This is a genomic window from Microbacterium sp. KRD172 (assembly GCF_017168295.1).
Lineage (GTDB): Bacteria > Actinomycetota > Actinomycetes > Actinomycetales > Microbacteriaceae > Microbacterium > Microbacterium profundi.
The window spans coordinates 496,585-516,418 of sequence record NZ_JABFAS010000002.1; the positions used below are offsets into that span (position 1 = coordinate 496,585).

A 19,834-nucleotide genomic window follows, 5' to 3' on the forward strand; every position below is an offset into this window, starting at 1 on the left:
GATCTGACTCATGCATGACGACACCTCACTCACCATCGGCCGCGTCAAGCGAGTCCTCGAAGAACGGATCCGTCCCGCGATCCATTCGGCGCCCGTCCCGCTCACGGTCCAGGCGCACGAGCTGCCAGGCGAGCCCATCGCTCCATCCGACGGTCTCGCGCTCGAGTACGCACCGGCGCGAGTGGGCGAGGCGTGGGGACCGGCATGGGGAACCACCTGGTTCCGGCTCACCGGACAGGTGCCCGCAGAGTGGGCGGGCCGCCGTGTCGAGGCCGTCATCGATCTGGGCTTCGACGTCAACATGACCGGCTTCCAGTGCGAAGCGCTCGTCTACCGTGCCGACGGAACGCCGGTCAAGAGCCTCAACCCGCGCAATCAGTGGCTGCCGATCGCCGAGGTCGCAGCGGGTGATGAGCCGGTCGAGCTGTACCTCGAGGCCGCGTCCAACCCGGTGCTGCTGGATTACCACCCCTTCCTCCCCACGCAGGAGGGCGACATCCTCACCTCATCGAAGGAGCCCCTGTACCGCGCTCGCCGGATGGATCTCGCGGTCTTCGAGCCCGACGTGTTCGAACTCGCCCTCGACCTCGACGTGCTGCTCGAGCTGCAGGCAGAACTTCCTGCGACCGCGCCGCGCCGCATGCGCATCCTGCAGGCGCTCGACAACGCGCTCGACGACCTCGACCTTCAGCACATCGTCGAGACGGCACCCGCTGCCCGTGCTCAGCTCGAAGACGTGCTCGCCGCACCGGCAGAGGCCAGCGCGCACCGCATCTCCGCGATCGGCCACGCCCACATCGACTCGGCCTGGCTGTGGCCGCTGCGCGAGACGATCCGCAAGGTCGCCCGCACCACGTCGTCGATGACGTCGTTGCTCGAGGAGCAGCCGGACTTCCAGTACGGCATGTCGAGTGCGCAGCAGTACGCCTGGCTGAAGGAGCACCGTCCAGAGGTCTTCACGCGCGTGAAGGCCGCGATCGCCGAGGGGCGCTTCCTGCCGCTGGGCGGCATGTGGGTCGAATCCGACACGGTCATGCCGACCGGTGAATCGCTCGTGCGCCAGTTCTCGCACGGCCAGCGCTTCTTCGAGCGCGAGTTCGGCATCCGCTCCAGGGGCGTGTGGCTCCCCGACAGCTTCGGCTACTCGCCGGCACTGCCGCAGCTGATGCGCCGCGCCGGATTCGAGTGGTTCTTCACGCAGAAGATCTCGTGGAACCAGCAGAACGCCTTCCCGCACCACAGCTTCCTGTGGGAGGGCATCGACGGCTCGCAGATGTTCACCCACTTCCCGCCGATGGACACGTACAACTCGCAGCTCTCGGGCATGGAGGTCGCCAAGGCCGCCCGTCAGTTCAAGGAGAACCGGGTCGCCACCCGTTCGATCGCACCGGTCGGCTGGGGCGACGGCGGTGGCGGCACGACGCGTGAGATGGTCGGTCGCGCCAAGCGAATGAACGACCTCGAAGGAAGCGCACGCGTCGAGTGGCAGCATCCTGATGCCTTCTTCGACGCTGCGAAGGCCGAACTGACGCATCCCGCCGTCTGGGTCGGCGAGCTCTATCTCGAACTGCATCGCGGTACGCTCACGAGCCAGCACGGCACCAAGTCGCGCCACCGCTGGGCGGAGCATGCGCTCGTCGAGGCCGAGCTGTGGGCGACGACGGATGCTGTGCGCAACGGCACCCCGTATCCGCAGGCCGAACTCGACGAGCTGTGGCAGATCGTGCTGCTGCACGAGTTCCACGACATCCTGCCTGGAACGTCGATCGCGTGGGTGCATCGTGAAGCCGTCACCGCGCTCGAAGCCGTCATCGCGAGGGCGAAGGCGATCTCGGATGCTGCGCGCCGCTCCCTCGCAGGCGAAGGCGACCGTGCGCTGGTGTTCTCCCCGGTCTCGGTTGCAGGGCCGGCGCCGCTCGGAGCGACGGTCGCCGCGGCATCCGCTGATTCCGTCTCCCTCGACGCATCCGGCGATGACATCGTGCTAGCGAACGCGCTGGTGCGCGTGAGGATCTCGGCAGAGGGGCTCATCGTCTCGGCTGTTGATCTCGCCACCGGTCGCGAGGCGGTCGCAGGCGGCAAGGCCGCCAACCTGCTGCAGTTGCACCAGGACTTCCCGAACATTTGGGACGCGTGGGACATCGATCGGTATTACCGCAACCGCACCACCGATCTGCGCGATGTGACCGGCATCCGCTCCCGTCTTGTCGATGGCGTCGCCGAGGTCGTCATCGAGCGTGCCTTCTCCGAGTCGACGATCACGCAGACCCTCACGCTCGAACCGGATTCGCGGACCGTCAAGATCGTCAACGACATCGACTGGCGCGAGACCGAGAAGCTGCTCAAGCTCGCATTCCCGCTCGATGTGCAGGCATCGCATACCGAGGCCGAGACGCAGTTCGGCTACCAGGCGCGCGTGACGCACACGAACACCAGCTGGGAGGCGGCGAAGTTCGAGACCTCGATGCACCGTTTCGTACTGGTGCGCGAACACGACTTCGGCGTCGCTCTGGTGAACGACTCGATCTACGGCTACGACACAATGCGCGAGGTGGAGGACGATTCGGTGACCACCACGGTGCGGCTGTCATTGCTGCGCGCCCCGCGGTTCCCCGACCCCGACACCGACCACGGCCGTCACGTGATCACCACCGGCATGGTCATCGGTGCCGGGCCCGCCGAGGCCACCAGAGCCGGCATTCAGCTCAACGCTCCGTCCACCGTGCTGCGGGGCCGTGCCGATGTCGCTCCGCTCGTGTCAGTGAGCGGAGACGGCATCATCGTGTCGAGCGTCAAGCTCGCGGATGACGGCTCGGGCGACGTCATCGTGCGCGCGTATGAGTCGCTGGGGCGACGTGTCTCGGGATCGCTCACGGCGGACTTCGATCACCGTGAGATCCGTGAGGTGTCGCTGATCGAGGACGCCTTGGACGACGCCCGCATCGGCGGCGACCTGAAGCTGCGGCCCTTCGAGGTGCGCACTCTCCGCATCGTGCGCTGAATCCGTGCGATCAGCGGGGCCTCCCTCTCCTGCGCCGAGGTGGCAGTCGGCCGCGAGCGGGTAGTCTGGCCACACGATGAGGATGACGCGTCGCCAGCTGCTGATCGGCGCCGGAGCAGGCGCTCTCGGCGTGCTGCTTGTTTCCTGCACGCCCGAGCCGACGCCGACGCGAACCCCGACGCGCACGCCGACTCCGTTGCCGACGACGAAGGTGCCCGCACCCGCCGCGAGCATGCGCAGTGCATGGGCGACAGACCCGTTCTCGCGTGGTGCCGTGAGCTATACGCGCATCGGCGTGCAGTCGGCGACGCGTGAGACCCTCGCCGAGCCGGTCCAGGGGCGGGTGTACTTCGCCGGCGAGGCGACCGATGCCGACAACCCCGGCACGATGCGAGGCGCCATCCACTCCGGTGAGAGCGCGGCGATGCGCCTGCGTGCCACCGTGGAAGCAGGCGAGCGCATCGCGGTGATCGGTGCGGGCCTCGCCGGGGCGACCGTCGCCGCTGACCTCGCCGACCTCGACGTCGAGGTGACAGTCTTCGAGGCGCGCGATCGTGTTGGCGGACGCATCCACTCCCAGGTCGAAGATGACTGGCCACTGCCCGTGCAACTCGGCGGGTGGCTGGTCGGGGCGGACGATGACACCGCCCTCGCCGAGACCGTGGAACTGGCGACGGCGCTGTGGCGCTCGCCCGAGGGCGCGATCGAGCCGCCGGCGAACGCTGCGATGGAGACCGCGATCGCCGCGGCGCGGGCACTCCCGGCCGATGTCTCGCTGGCCGAGGCTCTCACCGCGACCGGCGCGGACCCGGAAGAGCCGACTCTCGCCGCGCTGCTCGCGTACCTCGCGACCACCTCGGGGGCCGACGCGGAGAAGCTCTCGGCCTGGTTCCCCCCTGCGTTGCCGCTCGCCGTCTCGCAAGGCTTCATCGGAGATCTCACGGAGTTCGTGCAGGAGCGGCTGGGGGATGCACAGCTGACCCTGTCCTCGCCGGTGACCCGCATCGCCTACGACGACTCAGGTGTCAGCCTGCGGCTCGGAACAGGAGAGTCGACGTCGTTCGATCGTGTCGTGGTCACGGTTCCGCTCGGTGTGCTGCAGCGCGAGGGCATCGAATTCGCCCCTCCGCTGCCTTTCACGCACCGAGGGGCATTGAACGCGCTCGGCATGGGGCACGTCGAGACGATCTGGCTGCGCTACGACGAGCCGTTCTGGGACACCGATGCGACGATCTGGCATGTCGTGGGCGATGGCCTGGGCGGCGGTGGCCTGGTGAGGGAGGACACGGTGCCGGTGCGCACCTGGATCAACCTGCTTCCGGTCACCGGAGAGAATCTGCTGGTGGGCATCGTCGGCGGAGACGACGCAGAGAAGTTCGCCGAACTCGAGGAGGAGGGCGCGCTGCTGTCGGCGCTCACGTCGCTCGAACTCTTCCTGCCTTCCGCCGCGACGGGCTGACCCGGCTGATCACCGCGAGCACGGTGGCGACGAGCGCGAAGATCGCCAGGGCGAGCGCGCTCGTGAGCAGGAACTCCCCGATCCCGCTCACCTGGCGCAGGTCGAGGAAGTAGTACGGGTACCAGCCGATCATCGGCCCGCGCCACATCGTCACGCCGCCCCACACGAGCGGGAAGACAAGGGATCCGGGGATGATCCACCACGGCACGGAGCGGTGCCCCGGTGTGAGCGTCCATGCGATCGCCGCGAAGGCCGGCAGCCAGAAATGCAGCACCTGATCCGACCATGGCACGTCGACACGGATGCCGCGGAGCCCGGCCTGCCAGACGATGAGCGCGAACGCGAGCCCTGCGGTGATCGTCCACGTGAGGACGAGTGAGAGGGCGACGCTGAACCAACGCGGATCATCGTCGCGGCGGAAAGCGATGACCCCGCCGATCACGAGCAGCACGACGAGCGCGAAGTTCGATTCGACGGTGAGGTACGCGAAGAAGTTGCGTCCGGCGATGGTCTGGGAACTGAGGCCCCAGAACAGCCGGTGAATGAGCGCAGCGAGGCACACGGCCGCCGTGACAAGGCGGAGTGCGCCGAACATCGTTCGTGCCCTCACTGCCGCCAGCCTCCCCTTTCGACGCGGTTCCACGTCATCCGGCGATTCTACGGAGGACTGCCCCGGTGTCGAACTCGCGGTCACCGATCGACGGGCCCCAGCCGGCTCAGATCCCGAGGTCGTCGCTGCCACAGAGCACACCGCGAGGAGCGTGCACCCGATCACGAGCCCGATCTCGCGGAGGCTGACCACGCCGACGACGCGACGCGCGTGATCGCTCACCGCAAGCGTGTAGATCGTCTCCGCATCGGCGAGACGTGCACGCATCCGGCGCAGCGTCTGCACGATCTGCCAGGTCGGCACCGGTGAGAGTGTGGCGGATGCTGCCGCGAGATCGCGACGCGACAGTCTCTGCTCGATCAGGTCGAGAAGGTCTGCGGCTGCCTCCGCCAATGTAGTCCATCAGACTGCGGGATGTCTGCGTGCCGCGATGAACGCGCGGTGGTCGGCGAGTGAGACCGCCGCATACTCGCGACTCCATGACAGCAGCGCGTCGGCGATCGACCTGCCTCCGCCGATGTAGCCGGCGACCTCCGTCGCCGACACCGATTGGCTGTGCGCACGCGCGAGCGTCGCGGCGCACGCCCTGGCGTAGGTGACGAAAGGCCCGTCATCGAGTTCCTCCACCTCGACGCCGCCCTTCATGTCGTGGAACTGGCGGACGTAGAAGTCGCCGTTGGGACTGCGCAGATGGCCGAGGAACGGATCGGAGAGCGCCTGCAGTATCCGCTGCATCGCGACGACTCTGGCGCCCTCGCCGGACGCCTCGATGAGCTCGGTCAGCACGGCCGGCTGCGCCACGCGGCCGTACTGCACCAGCACGCTCTGTGACGCCTGCTTCGGCTGCATGAGGAGGGTGTGGCCGTCGCCGTCCTCGAACAGCACGAGGTAGCAGCGGGTGCCCACGCTGCCCACGCCGACCACACGTCTCGCGACGTCCGACACTGCATAGTGCTGGAGCAGCAGGGCGACGTCGCTGCTGGCGGTGCGACGGTACTGCTCGACCAGGTCGTCGACGAGGTCATGCAGCTCAGGCCCGACGGCGCTGAGGGTCGGATGCTGGTGCACGAAGCGTCGCCGACCGTCGGTGCCCGTCTCGGTCAGGCGCTGCACGGCGCGTTCGCCGGTGCGGCGCTGCGCCTGTTTCACGGCCTTGCGGATTGCGCGCTGCGCGTCGCGATCGAGCATCTTCTTGGTGGATTCGACGTCGAAGTGCGTGAAGTAGCGCTCGGTCGGGCTGAGCGCGGTGTTGGTCCGCATGCCGCGAGCGTACGACTTCACGGCGGCGCGCACGGCGTGCTCGATCACGGCATCCGAGCGTCCGGATGCCTGACCGCCGACGACGATGCTCGCGGTGAGTCGCTTCACATCCCACTCCCACGGTGCCCACGCGGCCTCGTCGAAATCGTTCAGATCGAACATGAGGGCGCGCTGCGCCGAGGCGTAGAACCCGAAGTTCGACACGTGCGCGTCGCCGCACGCGGCGACCAGGATGCCGGAGTGCGGCCCGTCCGCGAGGTCGGCTGCCATCAGAGCGGCAGTCCCACGGTAGAACGCGAAGGGACTCGCTGCCATGCGCTCGGCCCGCAGCGGGACGAGATCGGGCAGGCGAGTGGCATCCTGCTCGGTGAGGATGCCCAATGGATCGCGGGGCGCATCCGAAAGCAGAGCCAGATCCGCGCGCGGCGCCGCTCGTCGAGCGCTCCGCCCCTGCTCCAAGAGCTCGGTGCGGGAGGGCGGGCGTGCCGACGTGGTGCTCATCGGCCAATGATGGCAGGCGATGGCTCGCGGAAGGAACGAAGCGGCTCTTCGGGTGGTCAGTCGGCAGCGAGGAGGAACGGCCGTGCGGCGGGTGGATCCGATCAGGCTGGATCGATTCGCAGTACGTCGGGCGACTCTCCGCCTTCCAGGTCGTCGGAGATGCGGATGCTGCGGGCCAGATCATCCAGTGCGGGGATCAGCGTGCCGAACGTCTCGCGGGAGCCGCCCACGGCGGTCAGCGTGACCAGGTGCGTTCCGGTGTCCCACGTGTACGTGGCGAATGGAGGTGCGGATGGCTGCTCGGGGAAGGACATCACGAGCTTCTCGCCGACGCCGAGTCGGGTGGGGAACGACTCGGTGTCGTCGTACTCCATCGGCATCATGGCCCTGGCCGTGCGCACGTCGTTCGTCAGTTCCTGCGTCGTCGCCATCGCGACCACGAGTTCGGGTTCGGACTTCCATGTCCACACCAGCACGCGGCCGTCCGCGCGCTTCATCATCGCCGGCGCGAGTTGGCTGATCGCCCACGCGCCGATGCGCGTTCCGCGAGCCGGGGTGCCGCCGCCTGCCTGCACGGCATTGCCCATCAGCATCCGCAATGCGGCCTTGCGGTGACGGCGCCCCTTCCAGCCGAAGGAGTCGGTCACGGGGATCCAGAGCTGCGGGTCTGCGGAGCTGGCGATGCGCATGTCACCACGGTAGAGGATGAGTCTGCGTGAGAACCCTGACTCCGGCTGGCCTCCCGAACGCCCGCAGACCGCTCGGGTAGAGTTGCCAGCGCCCTGAACAGGGCTCTTCCCCGACGCGTACCGTAAGGCTGCCATTCGTGACCTCCTCTGACGCTCCGATCGACAAGATCGCCTCGTCGAGCGCCCCCGAGCCCACCCCGTCACGCAGTGATCGACCGCTGCGCATCGTGATCGGATGCGACACGTTCGCCCCGGACATCAACGGAGCGGCCCGCTTCGCCGAGCGGCTGGCGGCAGGTCTCGTGCAGCGCGGTCACGATGTGCACGTCGTTGCGCCGAACCGGAAGTACCGCAGAGCGGAGCCCCAGACCGAGGTGATCGAGGGCGAGCCGATGACGCTGCACCGGCTGCCGTCGGTGCGGTGGGCGCCGCACGACTGGCTGCGGTTCGTGTGGCCGTGGCGCACCAAGCACTATGCCCGCAAGGTCATCGATCGTGTGCAGCCCGATGTCGTGCACATCCAGTCGCACATCGTGATCGGCCGTGGACTCGCGCGCATCGCGGCTGAGCGCGGCATCCCGATCATCGCCACCAACCATGTGATGGCCGAGAACATCCTCGATCACACCACGATGCCGAAGTTCATCGACGACCTGGTGCTGCGCTTCGCCTGGGCCGATGCCAAGCGCACCTTCGACCTGACGCGCGCCATCACCACCCCGACACGTCGCGCCGCCGACTTCCTCGAGCGCACCGTCGAGGTGCAGGGTGTCATCCCGATCAGCTGCGGCATCGACCGCACGCAGTACACGCCCGTGCTCGCACCGCGTGACAAGAACCGCATCATCTTCGTCGGCCGCCTCAACGCCGAGAAGCAGGTCGAGGTCATCCTGCAGGCGATGACGAAGCTCGACCCGTCGCTCGAGACGACCTTCGACATCGTCGGCGGTGGCGATCAGCGCAAGAACCTCGAGCGGCTCACGGCCGAGCTCGGTCTCGCCGACCGCGTCACGTTCCACGGACGCACCACTGACGCGGAGCTGCGTGCACTGCTCTCTCGCGCGAGCCTGTTCGTGATCGCCTCGATCGCCGAGTTGCAGTCGATCGCGACCATGGAGGCGATGGCGTCGGCCCTGCCGATCGTCGCAGCGAATGCCGTCGCACTGCCGCACCTCGTGCACGACGGTGAGAACGGCTACCTGTTCGAACCGGGCGACGCCGACGACCTCGCGGCACGCCTCACGGATGTGCTCACGGCGGAGCCTGCCGCGTACGAGCGGATGCAGCAGGCATCGCTCGACGGCGTCATGGTGCACGACATCAATCGCACGCTCGACACTTTCGAAGCGCTCTATCGCGACGAACCGCTGCCGGCGTAACCATGCACATCGTCTTCTTCGGCGATCAGCACCTCGACTCGCTCGGCGGCGCGCAGGTGTCGATGAGGCTGCAGCGACGATATCTGGAGCGCGCGGGGCACACCGTGACCGTCGTCGCCCCGGCGATGCCCCTTCGACAGGCTCAGGGGCCGAAGGGCCAGGGGCCGAAGGGTCAGAGGCCGAAGGGCCAGGGGCCGAAGGGCCAGGGGCCGAAGGGCCAGGGGCCGAAAGCCGCGGACGCCGGCTACCTTGACCTGCCATCGGTCCCGATCACGGTCGACCGCGAGTACTCGATGTCGTGGCCAGGCAGACGCACCGACCGATTCCTCGATCGGGCGTTCGCGCACCGGCCGCCCGTCGACCTCGTGCACGTGCAGGCCGACTTCTGGGGTGCATTCATCGGGCATCGCTTCGCACATCGCCACGGCATCCCTGTGGTGCACACCATGCACAACCGTGTCGATGTCGGCATGGCCGCCGTCACCCCGCTGCACAAGCCTGTGCTCGCGGTGCTCAATCTCTGGCGGCGGGCGGCGATGAGGGGGATCGGCAGTCCGGTCGGCGGCAGCGACGGCTGGGCGTTCCTGCGGGGTATCGCCCAGGGGTCGAGCGCTGTGACGGCACCTTCCGGCCACTTCGCGCGCCGCCTCGAGCAGCACGGTGTCTTCGATCCGGTGGACGTGGTGTGGAACGGCATCGACGATGAGCTGCTGGCGCAGACCCTCGCGGCGCGGGACTCGAACGTCGCGCCCGGCACCCGGCGTCCGCGCTTCGTGTGGCTCGGGCGGATGAGCCCGGAGAAGCGGCTGCTGCCGTTCCTCCAGGCGGTCGTCGAATCGCGTGTGGATGCCGAGATCGAGGTGATCGGCGGCGGCGGGCAGCTGCGCGCCGCCGAGAAGATCGCGCGCGGTCATGACGGCATCCGGTTCGCCGGTCGGCTGCCGTATGCCGAGACTCTCGCCCGGATCGCCGCGGCGGATGCCGTGGTGCAGACATCGATCGGATTCGAGACGCAGGGCATGACGCCGTTCGAGGCGGCGACCCTGGGCACGCCGACCGTCGTCAGCGACCCGGACATCGCCGGCGAGCTGCGCGGCGGGCTGTGGGAAGTGCCGGATGCGTCGGTCACCGCGCTCACCGAGACGCTTCAGCGCGCAGCATCCGACATCGTGGCAGGTCGCGCGCCGACGCCCGATCCGGACGTCGCGGCGGCGTTCCGCCAGTCATCGCGCACGGCCGCGATGATCGAGGTCTACGAGCGCGTGCTCGCGCAGCGCTGAGAGTGCGCATGACGGCGTGCCGGACTTCGACTTCCGCGGCGTCACCGCCGACCCGCGACTTCGGTTCGGCTGCCGTGCTGCGGCAGAACTTCGCGCGGGTACTGGCCACGACGCCGACGGCGTATCGCGCGAAGTTCGCGTGCGCAGACGAATCGGCCGCCTGACCCGCTCAGTCGTCAGCGCGCGACCAGTGCGCCGGTGTCGGCAGGGTCGTCTGGCGCACATCGAGCCCTGAATGGCCGACGGCAGCCAGGCAGTACAGCAGCGACTGCGTCGGGTAGCCGTGCGGACGGTTGTCACGGATGATCGCCGCGTCGTCGGTGGGGTCGAGAGCAGCGGATGCCGCGAGCAGCTCGATCCACTCAGCATCCCAATCGTCCGACCTGGCGGCGTGAGCTCGGAACTCCGGCAGCCATCTGGCGATGCGCGCGGTCGCCGGGTCATCGAGTCCGTCGTGCGCGATCATGTGCACGCCTGTCGGCACGGGTGTCTCGGTCAGGCTCTCACCGTCCCACGACAGCACGCGCGCAGCATCCGGCCCCACCTCGAGAAGGTTGAAGCCGTGCATCCGCAACGGCGCCACGGGAGAGCGGCCGGCGACGGATTCCAGCGCCAGGGTGCCGCGGGTGAGCACCTGATCCTCCGGGAGGTCGAGCACGTCGGCCCGGTTGAGCAGCACGGCGAGGCGTCGACTGCTCGGGTCGGCCGCGAGCCAGGCGCCGCCCGCACGGCGATCGCGGATGCCGGTCACCCCCGGATAGCGCTCGGGCCACCATTCGCCGAGAGAGTCCCATGCGCGCTGCGGATCCTCGTCGCGGACCGCGAGCAGTCGCGACCCTCTGGATCCATCAGTCGCGAGCTCAGCGACATCGATCACGACGGTGCACACGGTCGCCAGTCTAGGCGGTGCGAGCTGAGGGCAGGCGGTTTACCGCACGCCCTTCATGAGGCGCAGCACCGGCTTGGCGCCGAGCAGCATCGCCACGCCGACCGCCGCCGCGATGAGTCCGAGCACGAGGAAGTACGGCACCTCGTTCGCCGGATCGTAGAAGACCGCGAGCTGACCTGCCAGTGCCGTACCGAGCGACACGGACAGGAAGAACAATGCGACCATCTGCGTGTGGAAAGCCTGCGGGGCCAGTTTCGTCGTCACGGACAGCCCGACGGGGGAGAGCAGCAACTCGGCCACGGTGAACGCGAACAGGATGCCGATGATCGCGAGCAACGGTGTCGAGTTCTCGCCGCCCCCTGCGAAGGGCAGGAACAGCAGGAACGCGCCGCCCATCACGATCGCGCCGAGCCCGAACTTCACCGGCGTCGACGGCTGCCGCTTACCGAGTCGCGTCCAGAGCCAGGCGAAGACGCCCGAGAGCACGATGATGAACACGGGGTTGATCGACTGCACCCATGACACCGGCATCTCCCAGCCGAACAGGTCGCGGTTCAGGCGCTTGTCCGAGTACACGGTGAGCACGGTGAACTGCTGCTGGTACAGCGACCAGAACGCCACCGAGGTGAGGAACAGCGGCACGAACGCCCACACGCGGCTGCGTTCCTCGGATGTGACCTTGCCACTGCCGATGATCACGGCGAAGTACGCGATCGTCGCGGCGATGACCGTGATGATGACGACCAGTGCGAGGTTGTCGGCACGGATGATCCCGGTGAGGACGAGCACGACGATGACGACCACCGCTGCCGCTGCGATGCCGCCGACGAGCGGGTAGCCGCGCCGCGGCAGGGGGTTCGAGACCTTCCGGGCCTCGTCAGGAAGCGCGCGACGACCGAACGAGTACTGCACGAGGCCGGCCGTCATGCCGACAGCGGCCAGTCCGAAGCCCCAGTGGAAGCCGATGGTCGACTGCAGCAGCCCCGTGAGGAGCGGGCCGAGGAAGGCGCCGAGATTGATGCCGAGATAGAACAGCGAGAAGCCGCCGTCGCGCCGTGTGTCGTCTGCGGAGTACAGCGTGCCGACGACTGCGGTCGCCGTCGCCTTCAGCCCGCCGGACCCGATGGCGACGAGGATGAGGCCGACGCCGACCCCGACGAAACCGGGCAGCAGTGCAAGCGCGACGTGTCCTGCCACGATGACGATCGCGCTGAGGAAGAGCACGCGTTCCGCGCCGAGCAGCCGGTCGGCGATCCATGCCCCGAGGATCGTCGACAGATACACGGCGCCGCCGTCGATTCTCGCTGAGCGGAGTGACCCGCCCGCGTGGTCTTCGTTCAGGGCAGAATCGAAGCATGAACATCGTCGTCGGAGTCACGGGCGGCATCGCCGCGTACAAGACGGTCAATCTGGTGCGACTGCTGATCAAGGCGGGTCACGACGTGACGGTGATCCCCACGGAGGATGCACTGCGTTTCGTCGGCGCGCCGACGTGGGAGGCGATCAGCCGCAACCCCGTCACCACGAGCGTGCACGATGACGTGGCGAAGGTCAGGCACGTCGCGCTCGGTCAGGCGGCAGAACTCGTCATCGTCGCGCCGGCCACCGCGAACACCATCGCGAAGATGACCGCTGGGCTCGCCGACGATCTTCTCGGTACGACTCTGCTGGCGACGACGGCACCGGTCGCGATCGCGCCGGCGATGCACACCGAGATGTGGCGGCATCCGTCCACTCAGGCCAACATCCGGACCTTGCGCGAGCGCGGGGTCAGCATCCTCGGCCCAGGCGACGGCGAGCTGACCGGTGGTGACTCCGGTCCGGGGCGGATGCTCGAGCCCGAGGTGATCGTCGAAGGGGCCCTCTCGTTGCTGGCGTCGGAGGATCTGATGGGGATGCGCGTCGTCGTGTCGGCGGGTGGCACCCGCGAACCCATCGATCCGGTGCGGTTCCTCGGCAACCGCTCGAGCGGACGGCAGGGAGTCGCGCTCGCCGCCGAGGCGGCGGCCCGCGGCGCCGATGTCGAACTGGTTGCAGCGAACATCACTGCCGACGTGCTCGCCGAGGCGCGGCATCCGCGCATCACCGTGCGCACGGTCGGCACGGCCGCGCAGCTGGGTGAGGCGATGAGGGATGCCGCGGCATCCGCCGACGTCGTGATCATGGCGGCTGCCGTCGCGGACTACCGGCCCGCTGAAGCATCGGATCAGAAGCTCACCAAGGAGTCCGGCATCCTCGATCGCATCGACCTCGTCGAGAACGCCGACATCGTCGCCGGGCTCGCCGCGTCGCGCCCGCAGGGGCAGACGATCGTGGCCTTCGCGGCGGAGACGCTGTCCGATCCGGAGCAGCGCCGCGAGCGCGCCCGACGCAAGCGCGAGCGCAAGGGCGTCGACCTGCTCGCGGTCAACCTCGCAGACGCCGAGCACGGTTTCGAGAAGGCCGACAACGCGATCGAGATCATCGGTGCGGAAGGGGCAGTCGTGGCATCGGCCGATGGTTCGAAGCGCCAGGTCGCCCGTGCTCTGTGGGACGCCGTGCAGAAAACGCGCAGTTGAGGTAAAGTTGAGTCATCACCACTCAACTTTGAAGAGGAGCAGTCCAGGAGGACACGATGGCCAATCCCGCACAGCCGCAACAAGACGACCAGCAGTCCGCCCTCGAGCAGTTCGGCATCAATCTGACCGATCGCGCACGGCAGGGCAAACTCGATCCGGTGATCGGGCGAGACAGTGAGATCCGGCGCGTCAGCCAGGTGCTCACGCGCCGCACGAAGAACAACCCGGTGCTGATCGGCGAACCAGGTGTCGGCAAGACGGCCGTCGTCGAGGGCCTTGCGCAGCGGATCGTCGCAGGAGACGTCGCGGAGTCACTCAAGGACAAAGACCTCATCACGCTCGACATCTCCGCTCTCGTCGCCGGCGCGATGTACCGCGGTCAGTTCGAGGAGCGGCTGAAGCAGGTGCTGAAGGAGATCACCGAGTCCGACGGTCAGGTCATCACGTTCATCGACGAGCTGCACACGCTGATGGGCGCCGGCGGCGGCGAGGGGTCGGTCGCGGCATCCAACATGCTCAAGCCCATGCTCGCCCGCGGTGAGCTGCGGCTGATCGGTGCGACGACGCTGAACGAGTACCGCGAGTTCATCGAGAAGGATGCCGCGCTCGAGCGCCGCTTCCAGCAGGTCTATGTCGGTGAACCAACGGTCGAGGACTCCATCGCGATCCTCCGAGGACTCAAGGGCCGCTACGAGGCGCACCACGGAGTGACGATCGCCGACAACGCGCTCGTCGCCGCGGCCGCCCTGTCGAACCGGTATCTGCCGAGCCGCCAGCTGCCCGACAAGGCGATCGACCTCATGGACGAAGCCATGTCGCGGCTGAAGATGGAGATCGACTCGTCTCCGGTCGAGATCGATCAGCTCAAGCGTCAGGTCGACCGGATGAAGCTCGAAGAGCTGGCTCTCAAGCGCGAGAAGGATGTCGCATCGAAAGAGCGTCTCGTCGCGCTGCGCGAGCAGCTGGTGGAGCAGGAGCGCGAGCTCGCCGCCCTCGAGGAGCGCTGGGACCGCGAGCGTCAGGGCCTCAACCGCGTGGGAGAGCTGAAGAAACAGCTCGACGATGCGATCACGCAGCGAGACCTCGCGATGCGCAACGCCGACTACACGAAGGCATCGAAGCTCGAGTACGAGACGATCAAGCGTCTGGAGCGCGACATCGCCGAGGCCGAGCAGGCCGAGGCCGTCTCCGCCGAATCGGGCGAGGGCCGGATGGTGAACGAACAGGTCACCGACGAGGACATCGCTGCGGTCATCGCGGCGTGGACCGGTATCCCCGTCGGGCGTCTTCTCCAGGGCGAGAGCGAGAAGCTGCTGCACCTCGAGAGCGAGCTCGGGCGGCGACTGATCGGACAGAAGGATGCCGTGCAGGCGGTGTCGGATGCCGTGCGCCGCTCGCGTGCGGGCATCAGCGACCCCGGTCGCCCTACCGGATCGTTCCTGTTCCTCGGCCCGACCGGTGTGGGAAAGACCGAGCTCGCCAAGGCGCTCGCCGAGTTCCTGTTCGACGACGAGCACGCCATGGTTCGCATCGACATGTCGGAGTACGGCGAGAAGCACACGGTTTCACGGCTCGTCGGCGCACCTCCCGGCTACGTCGGGTACGAGCAGGGCGGACAGCTCACCGAGGCGGTGCGTCGTCGCCCGTACAGCGTCGTGTTGCTGGACGAGGTCGAGAAGGCCCACCCTGAGGTGTTCGACGTGCTGCTGCAGGTGCTCGACGACGGGCGCCTCACCGATGGCCAGGGTCGCACGGTCGACTTCTCGAACGTGATCCTGATCCTGACCTCGAACATCGGCTCGCCGATCCTCATCGACCCGGTGATGTCCGCCGAGGACAAGCGGGACGCCGTGATGGCGATGGTGCGGCAGTCGTTCCGGCCGGAGTTCCTGAACAGGCTCGACGACATCGTGATGTTCCAGGCGCTGTCGGAGGACGACCTCGCGCAGATCGTCGAGCTGACCGTCGATCAGCTGCAGCAGCGGTTGCACGACCGTCGCCTCACGCTCGCAGTCACCCCCGATGCCCGGTCGTGGCTCGCCGAGCGCGGATACGACCCGGTGTACGGGGCGCGTCCGCTGCGCCGACTCATCCAGAACGAGATGCAGAACAAGCTGGCGACGGCGCTGCTCTCGGGTGGGGTGCGCGACGGCGACACCGTGCGGGTGGACGTCGCCGCGGACGGGGCTGGGCTCGTGCTGACCTCGGCGTAGGCCGCTGCCCGACGCGCCGGTGGGAGTTGGTGAAACGGCAAGAACCGGAGATCTTTCCGGATCGCAGGGGTGAAATATCCTCTTGCGGCTGAGGCCTCGTCGATAGAGTCTCGTCTCATGTGTGCCGCCGGCGGATCGTTCCGTCTGCCACCGGATCGACGGGAGCTGTCATGACACAGATCGGCATCGTGCGTGAACAGGATGGTGAGACGAGGGTCGCCGCCACCCCGCAGACGGTGGGCGCGTTGCGCAAGATCGGATACGACGTGGCGGTCGAGGCCGGCGCCGGGGTGGCCTCCGCCTATCTCGACGATGCGTATGCGGCCGCCGGCGCGCGAGTCGTCACCGCTGGGGAGGCATGGGCGTCACCGATCCTGCTGAAGGTGAACGCGCCGACCGATGCAGAGATCTCCCGCATCGCGGACGGCGCCACCCTCATCGCGCAGCTGAGCCCGAACCTGCGTCCGGAGCTCCGGCAGGCGCTTGCGACCCGCGGGATCACTGCGCTCGCGCTCGACGCCGTGCCGCGCATCTCGCGCGCGCAGTCGATGGATGTGCTGAGCTCGATGTCGAACATCTCGGGTTACCGCGCGGTCGTCGAGGCCGCGAACGAGTTCGGCCGGTTCTTCACCGGCCAGGTCACCGCGGCCGGAAAGGTGCCGCCAGCCAAGGTGCTCGTCGCGGGTGCCGGTGTCGCCGGTCTCGCCGCGATCGGTGCCGCATCCAGCCTCGGCGCGATCGTGCGGGCGACCGACCCGCGGCCTGAAGTCGCCGACCAGGTGAAGTCCATCGGCGGGACGTACCTCGACGTCATCGTGCCCGACGAGCAGAAGGAAGTCTCCTCCGACGGCTACGCCAAGGCAACCAGTGAAGCCTATGATCGCCGCGCCGCCGAGCTGTACTCCGAGCAGGCAGCCGACGTCGACATCATCATCACGACAGCGCTCATCCCCGGCCGAGCCGCGCCCCGGCTGATCACGGCGGCGGATGTCGCGAGCATGAAGCCCGGCAGCGTCATCGTCGACATGGCCGCGGCGCAGGGAGGCAACGTCGAGGGCTCGGTGGGCGGACAGCGCGTCGTCACCGACAACGGCGTGATCATCCTCGGCTACACCGACCTCGCCGGGCGCCTCCCCACCCAGGCTTCGCAGTTGTACGGCACGAACCTCGTCAACCTGCTGAAGCTGATGACCCCAGGCAAAGACGGGCAGCTCGTCCTCGACTTCGAGGACGTCGTGCAACGCGCGGTCACGGTGGTTCGCGACGGCGAGGAGACCTGGCCGCCACCACCCGTGCAGGTGTCGGCGGCGCCGGGCCCTTCGACAAGCTCAGGGACCGGAAGCTCTTCGCTCGCTGAGCCTGTCGAAGCGAAGAAGCCTCTCTCGGCCGGAGCGAAGGTCGCCCTGATCGCCGCCGGCATCGCCGCGCTGTTCCTCGTCAACGCCGTCGCCCCCGCGCCGCTGCCGCAGCACTTCACCGTGCTGATGTTGTCGGTCGTCGTCGGCTTCTACGTCATCGGCAAGGTGTCGCACGCGCTGCACACGCCGCTGATGAGTGTCACGAACGCCATCTCGGGCATCATCGTCGTCGGCGCGATCGTGCAGATCGCGACCCCGAACATCGTGGTGCAGATCCTGTCCGCGCTCGCCGTGCTCGTGGCATCCGTCAACATCTTCGGAGGGTTCGCGGTCACGCGGCGAATGCTGAACATGTTCTCGAAGGGAGCCGGCAAGTGAGCACCATCGACGCTTCGACAGGCTCAGCGATCGCCGCATCCGTCGCGGGTGCCGCCTACATCGTCGCCGCATTGCTGTTCATCATGAGCCTTGCGGGGCTCAGCCGGCACGAATCCTCGCGCGCCGGCGTCACCTACGGCATGGTCGGCATGGCGATCGCGCTGGTCGCCACGATCTGGGTCACCTTCCAGGGGGCGTGGGGTCAGCCGCAGGCCGTCGTCGGCCTCGTGCTGCTGCTCGTCGCGATGCTCGTCGGTGCCGTGATCGGCCTGTGGCGGGCGCGCAGCGTCGAGATGACGGGCATGCCAGAGCTGATCGCACTGCTGCACAGCTTCGTCGGTCTCGCCGCCGTGCTGGTCGGCTGGAACGGTCACCTGTTCGCCCCCGGACTCACCGGCGCTCTCGCCGACGTCCACCACGCCGAGGTGTTCATCGGCATCTTCATCGGCGGTGTCACCTTCACCGGATCGATCGTCGCGTTCCTGAAGCTCTCAGGGCGCATCTCGTCGAAGCCGCTCATGCTGCCGGGCAAGAACCTGCTGAACGTCGGCGCGATCGTCGTGTTCATCGCCCTGACGGTCTGGTACGTCATCACCCCGTCCCTCGCGTTGCTCATCGTCGTCACGGCCCTGTCCCTCGCGCTCGGATGGCACCTGGTCGCTTCGATCGGCGGCGGCGATATGCCCGTGGTCGTCTCGATGCTCAACAGCTACTCGGGCTGGGCCGCGGCCGCCGCGGGCTTCCTGCTGAACAACGACCTGCTCATCGTCACCGGCGCGCTGGTCGGATCGTCCGGTGCATACCTGTCGTACATCATGTGCAAGGCGATGAACCGCTCGTTCATCTCGGTGATCGCCGGCGGGTTCGGCATCGCCGCTCCGAGCTCGGATGATGTCGATCACGGTGAGCACCGCGAGATCGATGCGGCCTCGGTGGCCGACATGCTGTCCGGTGCGTCTTCCGTCGTGATCACGCCCGGCTACGGCATGGCGGTCGCGCAGGCGCAGTATCCGGTCGCCGAGCTGACGCAGAAGCTGCGCGATCGCGGCGTGGATGTGAAGTTCGGCATCCACCCTGTCGCCGGGCGCCTGCCGGGACACATGAACGTGCTGCTGGCCGAGGCCAAGGTGCCGTACGACATCGTGCTCGAGATGGACGAGATCAACGACGACCTGTCATCCACGGCTGTCGTCCTCGTGATCGGTGCGAACGACACCGTGAATCCGGCCGCCGCAGAGGACCCGTCGAGTCCGATTGCGGGCATGCCGGTGCTACGGGTCTGGGAGGCCGAGAACGTCATCGTGTTCAAGCGCTCGATGGCGTCCGGATACGCAGGAGTGCAGAATCCGCTGTTCTTCCGGGACAACGCGCAGATGCTGTTCGGCGATGCGAAGGAGCGGGTGGACGACATCCTCCGGGCGCTGTAGCGGTGTAGTGCCGGCGCAGCCGAGAGCTACTTCCCCGTGAACTGCGGCGGGCGCTTCTGCTGGAACGCCGCGAAGCCCTCGCGGTAGTCGTCGGTGTCGCGCAGCGACGATTGGTTCGCGTTCTCCTCCGCGACGGCATCCCACAGTGCGAGGCGCTCGTCGCGCAGCCTGGCGACGAGGCGCTTGCTGGCGAGGAACGCCTGCGTCGCGCCAGCGCCGGCCGCGGATGCTGCGGCAACGGTCGCCGCGATCACTTCGGCGGCCGGCAGCACCCGCGAGAACAGACCGGACTGCACAGCTTCGGTGCCGCTCATCAGTCGCCCTGTGTAGACGAGGTCGAGCGTCTTGTGCGCGCCGAGGCGCTCGTAGAACAGTGCGTGCCCGCCGGAGTCGAGCGTCGCCCCGAGTGCGGCGAACGGCGAGCCGATCTTCGCGGTGTCGGCGACGTAGACGACGTCCGTGGCGATCAGTAGCCCGAGCCCGACGCCGAGGCACGCGCCGTGCGCGGCCGCGAACGTGGGAGCGGGGAATGCCGACATCTTCTGCAGCACCGGAGTGACGAGCCGGCTGAGGTATCCGGTCACATCGTCGGTTGCCGGGTCCACGCCGGCGATGTCGCGCCCGGCGCAGAATCCGGCACCCTCGCCGCGGAGCACGAGAGCCCGCACGCCCGCGGCCTCGGCTGCGTCGTACGCGTCGCCGAGTTCTGTCAGCGCCTCGACGTCGAGCGCATTGCGCTTGTGCGGAGCGTTCAGGACCACGTGGGCGACGTCGTCGGTGATGGTCAGGTCGATCATGTTCGCTCCTCGGCTCGGGTCGGGCGTCGTGTCGG

Annotated in this window: 13 protein-coding genes and 2 pseudogenes; 9 read left to right on the forward strand and 6 right to left on the reverse strand. The window is 68.0% G+C overall.

Features of this window, described 5'->3' with window-relative positions; genetic code table 11:
* The first annotated feature begins 10 nt into the window (after positions 1 to 10).
* Positions 11 to 3,001 (forward strand): glycoside hydrolase family 38 C-terminal domain-containing protein, encoded by a 2,991-nt coding sequence (locus J1M43_RS02655; protein ID WP_206475647.1) that lies wholly within the window; start codon positions 11 to 13, stop codon positions 2,999 to 3,001.
* A gap of 76 nt (positions 3,002 to 3,077) precedes the next feature.
* On the forward strand, positions 3,078 to 4,460 hold the full coding sequence (locus J1M43_RS02660; RefSeq protein ID WP_206475648.1) for an FAD-dependent oxidoreductase: 1,383 nt from the start codon (positions 3,078 to 3,080) through the stop codon (positions 4,458 to 4,460).
* Here J1M43_RS02660 and J1M43_RS16615 read toward each other — a convergent pair.
* The 3 genes from J1M43_RS16615 to J1M43_RS02675 form a co-directional block, all read right to left on the reverse strand.
* The gene (locus J1M43_RS16615; RefSeq protein WP_241245177.1) at positions 4,417 to 5,463 is read right to left on the reverse strand and encodes a Pr6Pr family membrane protein; all 1,047 of its coding nucleotides are present in this window, start codon (positions 5,461 to 5,463) and stop codon (positions 4,417 to 4,419) included. The genes J1M43_RS02660 and J1M43_RS16615 overlap by 44 nt on opposite strands.
* Before the next feature lie 9 nt (positions 5,464 to 5,472).
* Positions 5,473 to 6,831 (reverse strand): DUF2252 domain-containing protein, encoded by a 1,359-nt coding sequence (locus J1M43_RS02670; protein WP_206475649.1) that lies wholly within the window; start codon positions 6,829 to 6,831, stop codon positions 5,473 to 5,475.
* Between the two features lie 101 nt (positions 6,832 to 6,932).
* Positions 6,933 to 7,520 carry a hypothetical protein gene (locus J1M43_RS02675; RefSeq protein ID WP_206475650.1) on the reverse strand — a complete coding sequence of 196 codons (588 nt, stop codon included), beginning with the start codon at positions 7,518 to 7,520 and terminating at the stop codon, positions 6,933 to 6,935.
* A gap of 137 nt (positions 7,521 to 7,657) precedes the next feature.
* Between J1M43_RS02675 and J1M43_RS02680 the strand changes: the two genes are divergently transcribed.
* The 3 genes and pseudogenes from J1M43_RS02680 to J1M43_RS16620 all read left to right on the forward strand — a co-directional run.
* Positions 7,658 to 8,899, forward strand: coding sequence for a glycosyltransferase (locus tag J1M43_RS02680; RefSeq protein WP_374058508.1), 1,242 nt, complete (start codon positions 7,658 to 7,660; stop codon positions 8,897 to 8,899).
* 2 nt (positions 8,900 to 8,901) lie between these two features.
* Complete coding sequence (locus J1M43_RS02685; protein ID WP_206475651.1) at positions 8,902 to 10,179, forward strand: glycosyltransferase family 4 protein; 1,278 nt, start codon at positions 8,902 to 8,904, stop codon at positions 10,177 to 10,179.
* A 59-nt stretch (positions 10,180 to 10,238) separates the two neighbouring features.
* Positions 10,239 to 10,343, forward strand: a pseudogene (locus J1M43_RS16620) (AraC family transcriptional regulator); the annotation flags it as partial.
* A 5-nt stretch (positions 10,344 to 10,348) separates the two neighbouring features.
* Here J1M43_RS16620 and J1M43_RS02690 read toward each other — a convergent pair.
* Positions 10,349 to 11,068: an NRDE family protein gene (locus tag J1M43_RS02690; RefSeq protein WP_206475653.1), complete on the reverse strand. Its 720-nt coding sequence runs from the start codon at positions 11,066 to 11,068 to the stop codon at positions 10,349 to 10,351.
* Between the two features lie 39 nt (positions 11,069 to 11,107).
* Positions 11,108 to 12,361, reverse strand: a pseudogene (locus J1M43_RS02695) (peptide MFS transporter); the annotation flags it as partial.
* A 62-nt stretch (positions 12,362 to 12,423) separates the two neighbouring features.
* On the opposite strand from J1M43_RS02695, the gene coaBC reads away from it, so the two are divergent.
* The 4 genes from coaBC to pntB all read left to right on the forward strand — a co-directional run bounded on the left by coaBC (position 12,424) and on the right by pntB (position 19,002).
* Positions 12,424 to 13,626 carry a bifunctional phosphopantothenoylcysteine decarboxylase/phosphopantothenate--cysteine ligase CoaBC gene (coaBC, locus tag J1M43_RS02700; protein WP_206475655.1) on the forward strand — a complete coding sequence of 401 codons (1,203 nt, stop codon included), beginning with the start codon at positions 12,424 to 12,426 and terminating at the stop codon, positions 13,624 to 13,626.
* Between the two features lie 56 nt (positions 13,627 to 13,682).
* Entirely contained in the window at positions 13,683 to 15,839 is a 2,157-nt protein-coding gene (locus J1M43_RS02705) for an ATP-dependent Clp protease ATP-binding subunit (protein ID WP_206475657.1), read from the forward strand.
* Positions 15,840 to 16,009: 170 nt separating this feature from the next.
* Positions 16,010 to 17,575: a Re/Si-specific NAD(P)(+) transhydrogenase subunit alpha gene (locus J1M43_RS02710; RefSeq protein ID WP_206475659.1), complete on the forward strand. Its 1,566-nt coding sequence runs from the start codon at positions 16,010 to 16,012 to the stop codon at positions 17,573 to 17,575.
* Positions 17,572 to 19,002 (forward strand): Re/Si-specific NAD(P)(+) transhydrogenase subunit beta, encoded by a 1,431-nt coding sequence (gene pntB, locus J1M43_RS02715; RefSeq protein WP_052166849.1) that lies wholly within the window; start codon positions 17,572 to 17,574, stop codon positions 19,000 to 19,002. The genes J1M43_RS02710 and pntB overlap by 4 nt, the downstream gene beginning before the upstream one ends.
* A 26-nt stretch (positions 19,003 to 19,028) precedes the next feature.
* On the opposite strand, the gene J1M43_RS02720 is transcribed toward pntB, so the two are convergent.
* On the reverse strand, positions 19,029 to 19,799 hold the full coding sequence (locus tag J1M43_RS02720) for an enoyl-CoA hydratase/isomerase family protein (protein ID WP_206475660.1): 771 nt from the start codon (positions 19,797 to 19,799) through the stop codon (positions 19,029 to 19,031).
* Between the last annotated feature and the right edge of the window lie 35 nt (positions 19,800 to 19,834).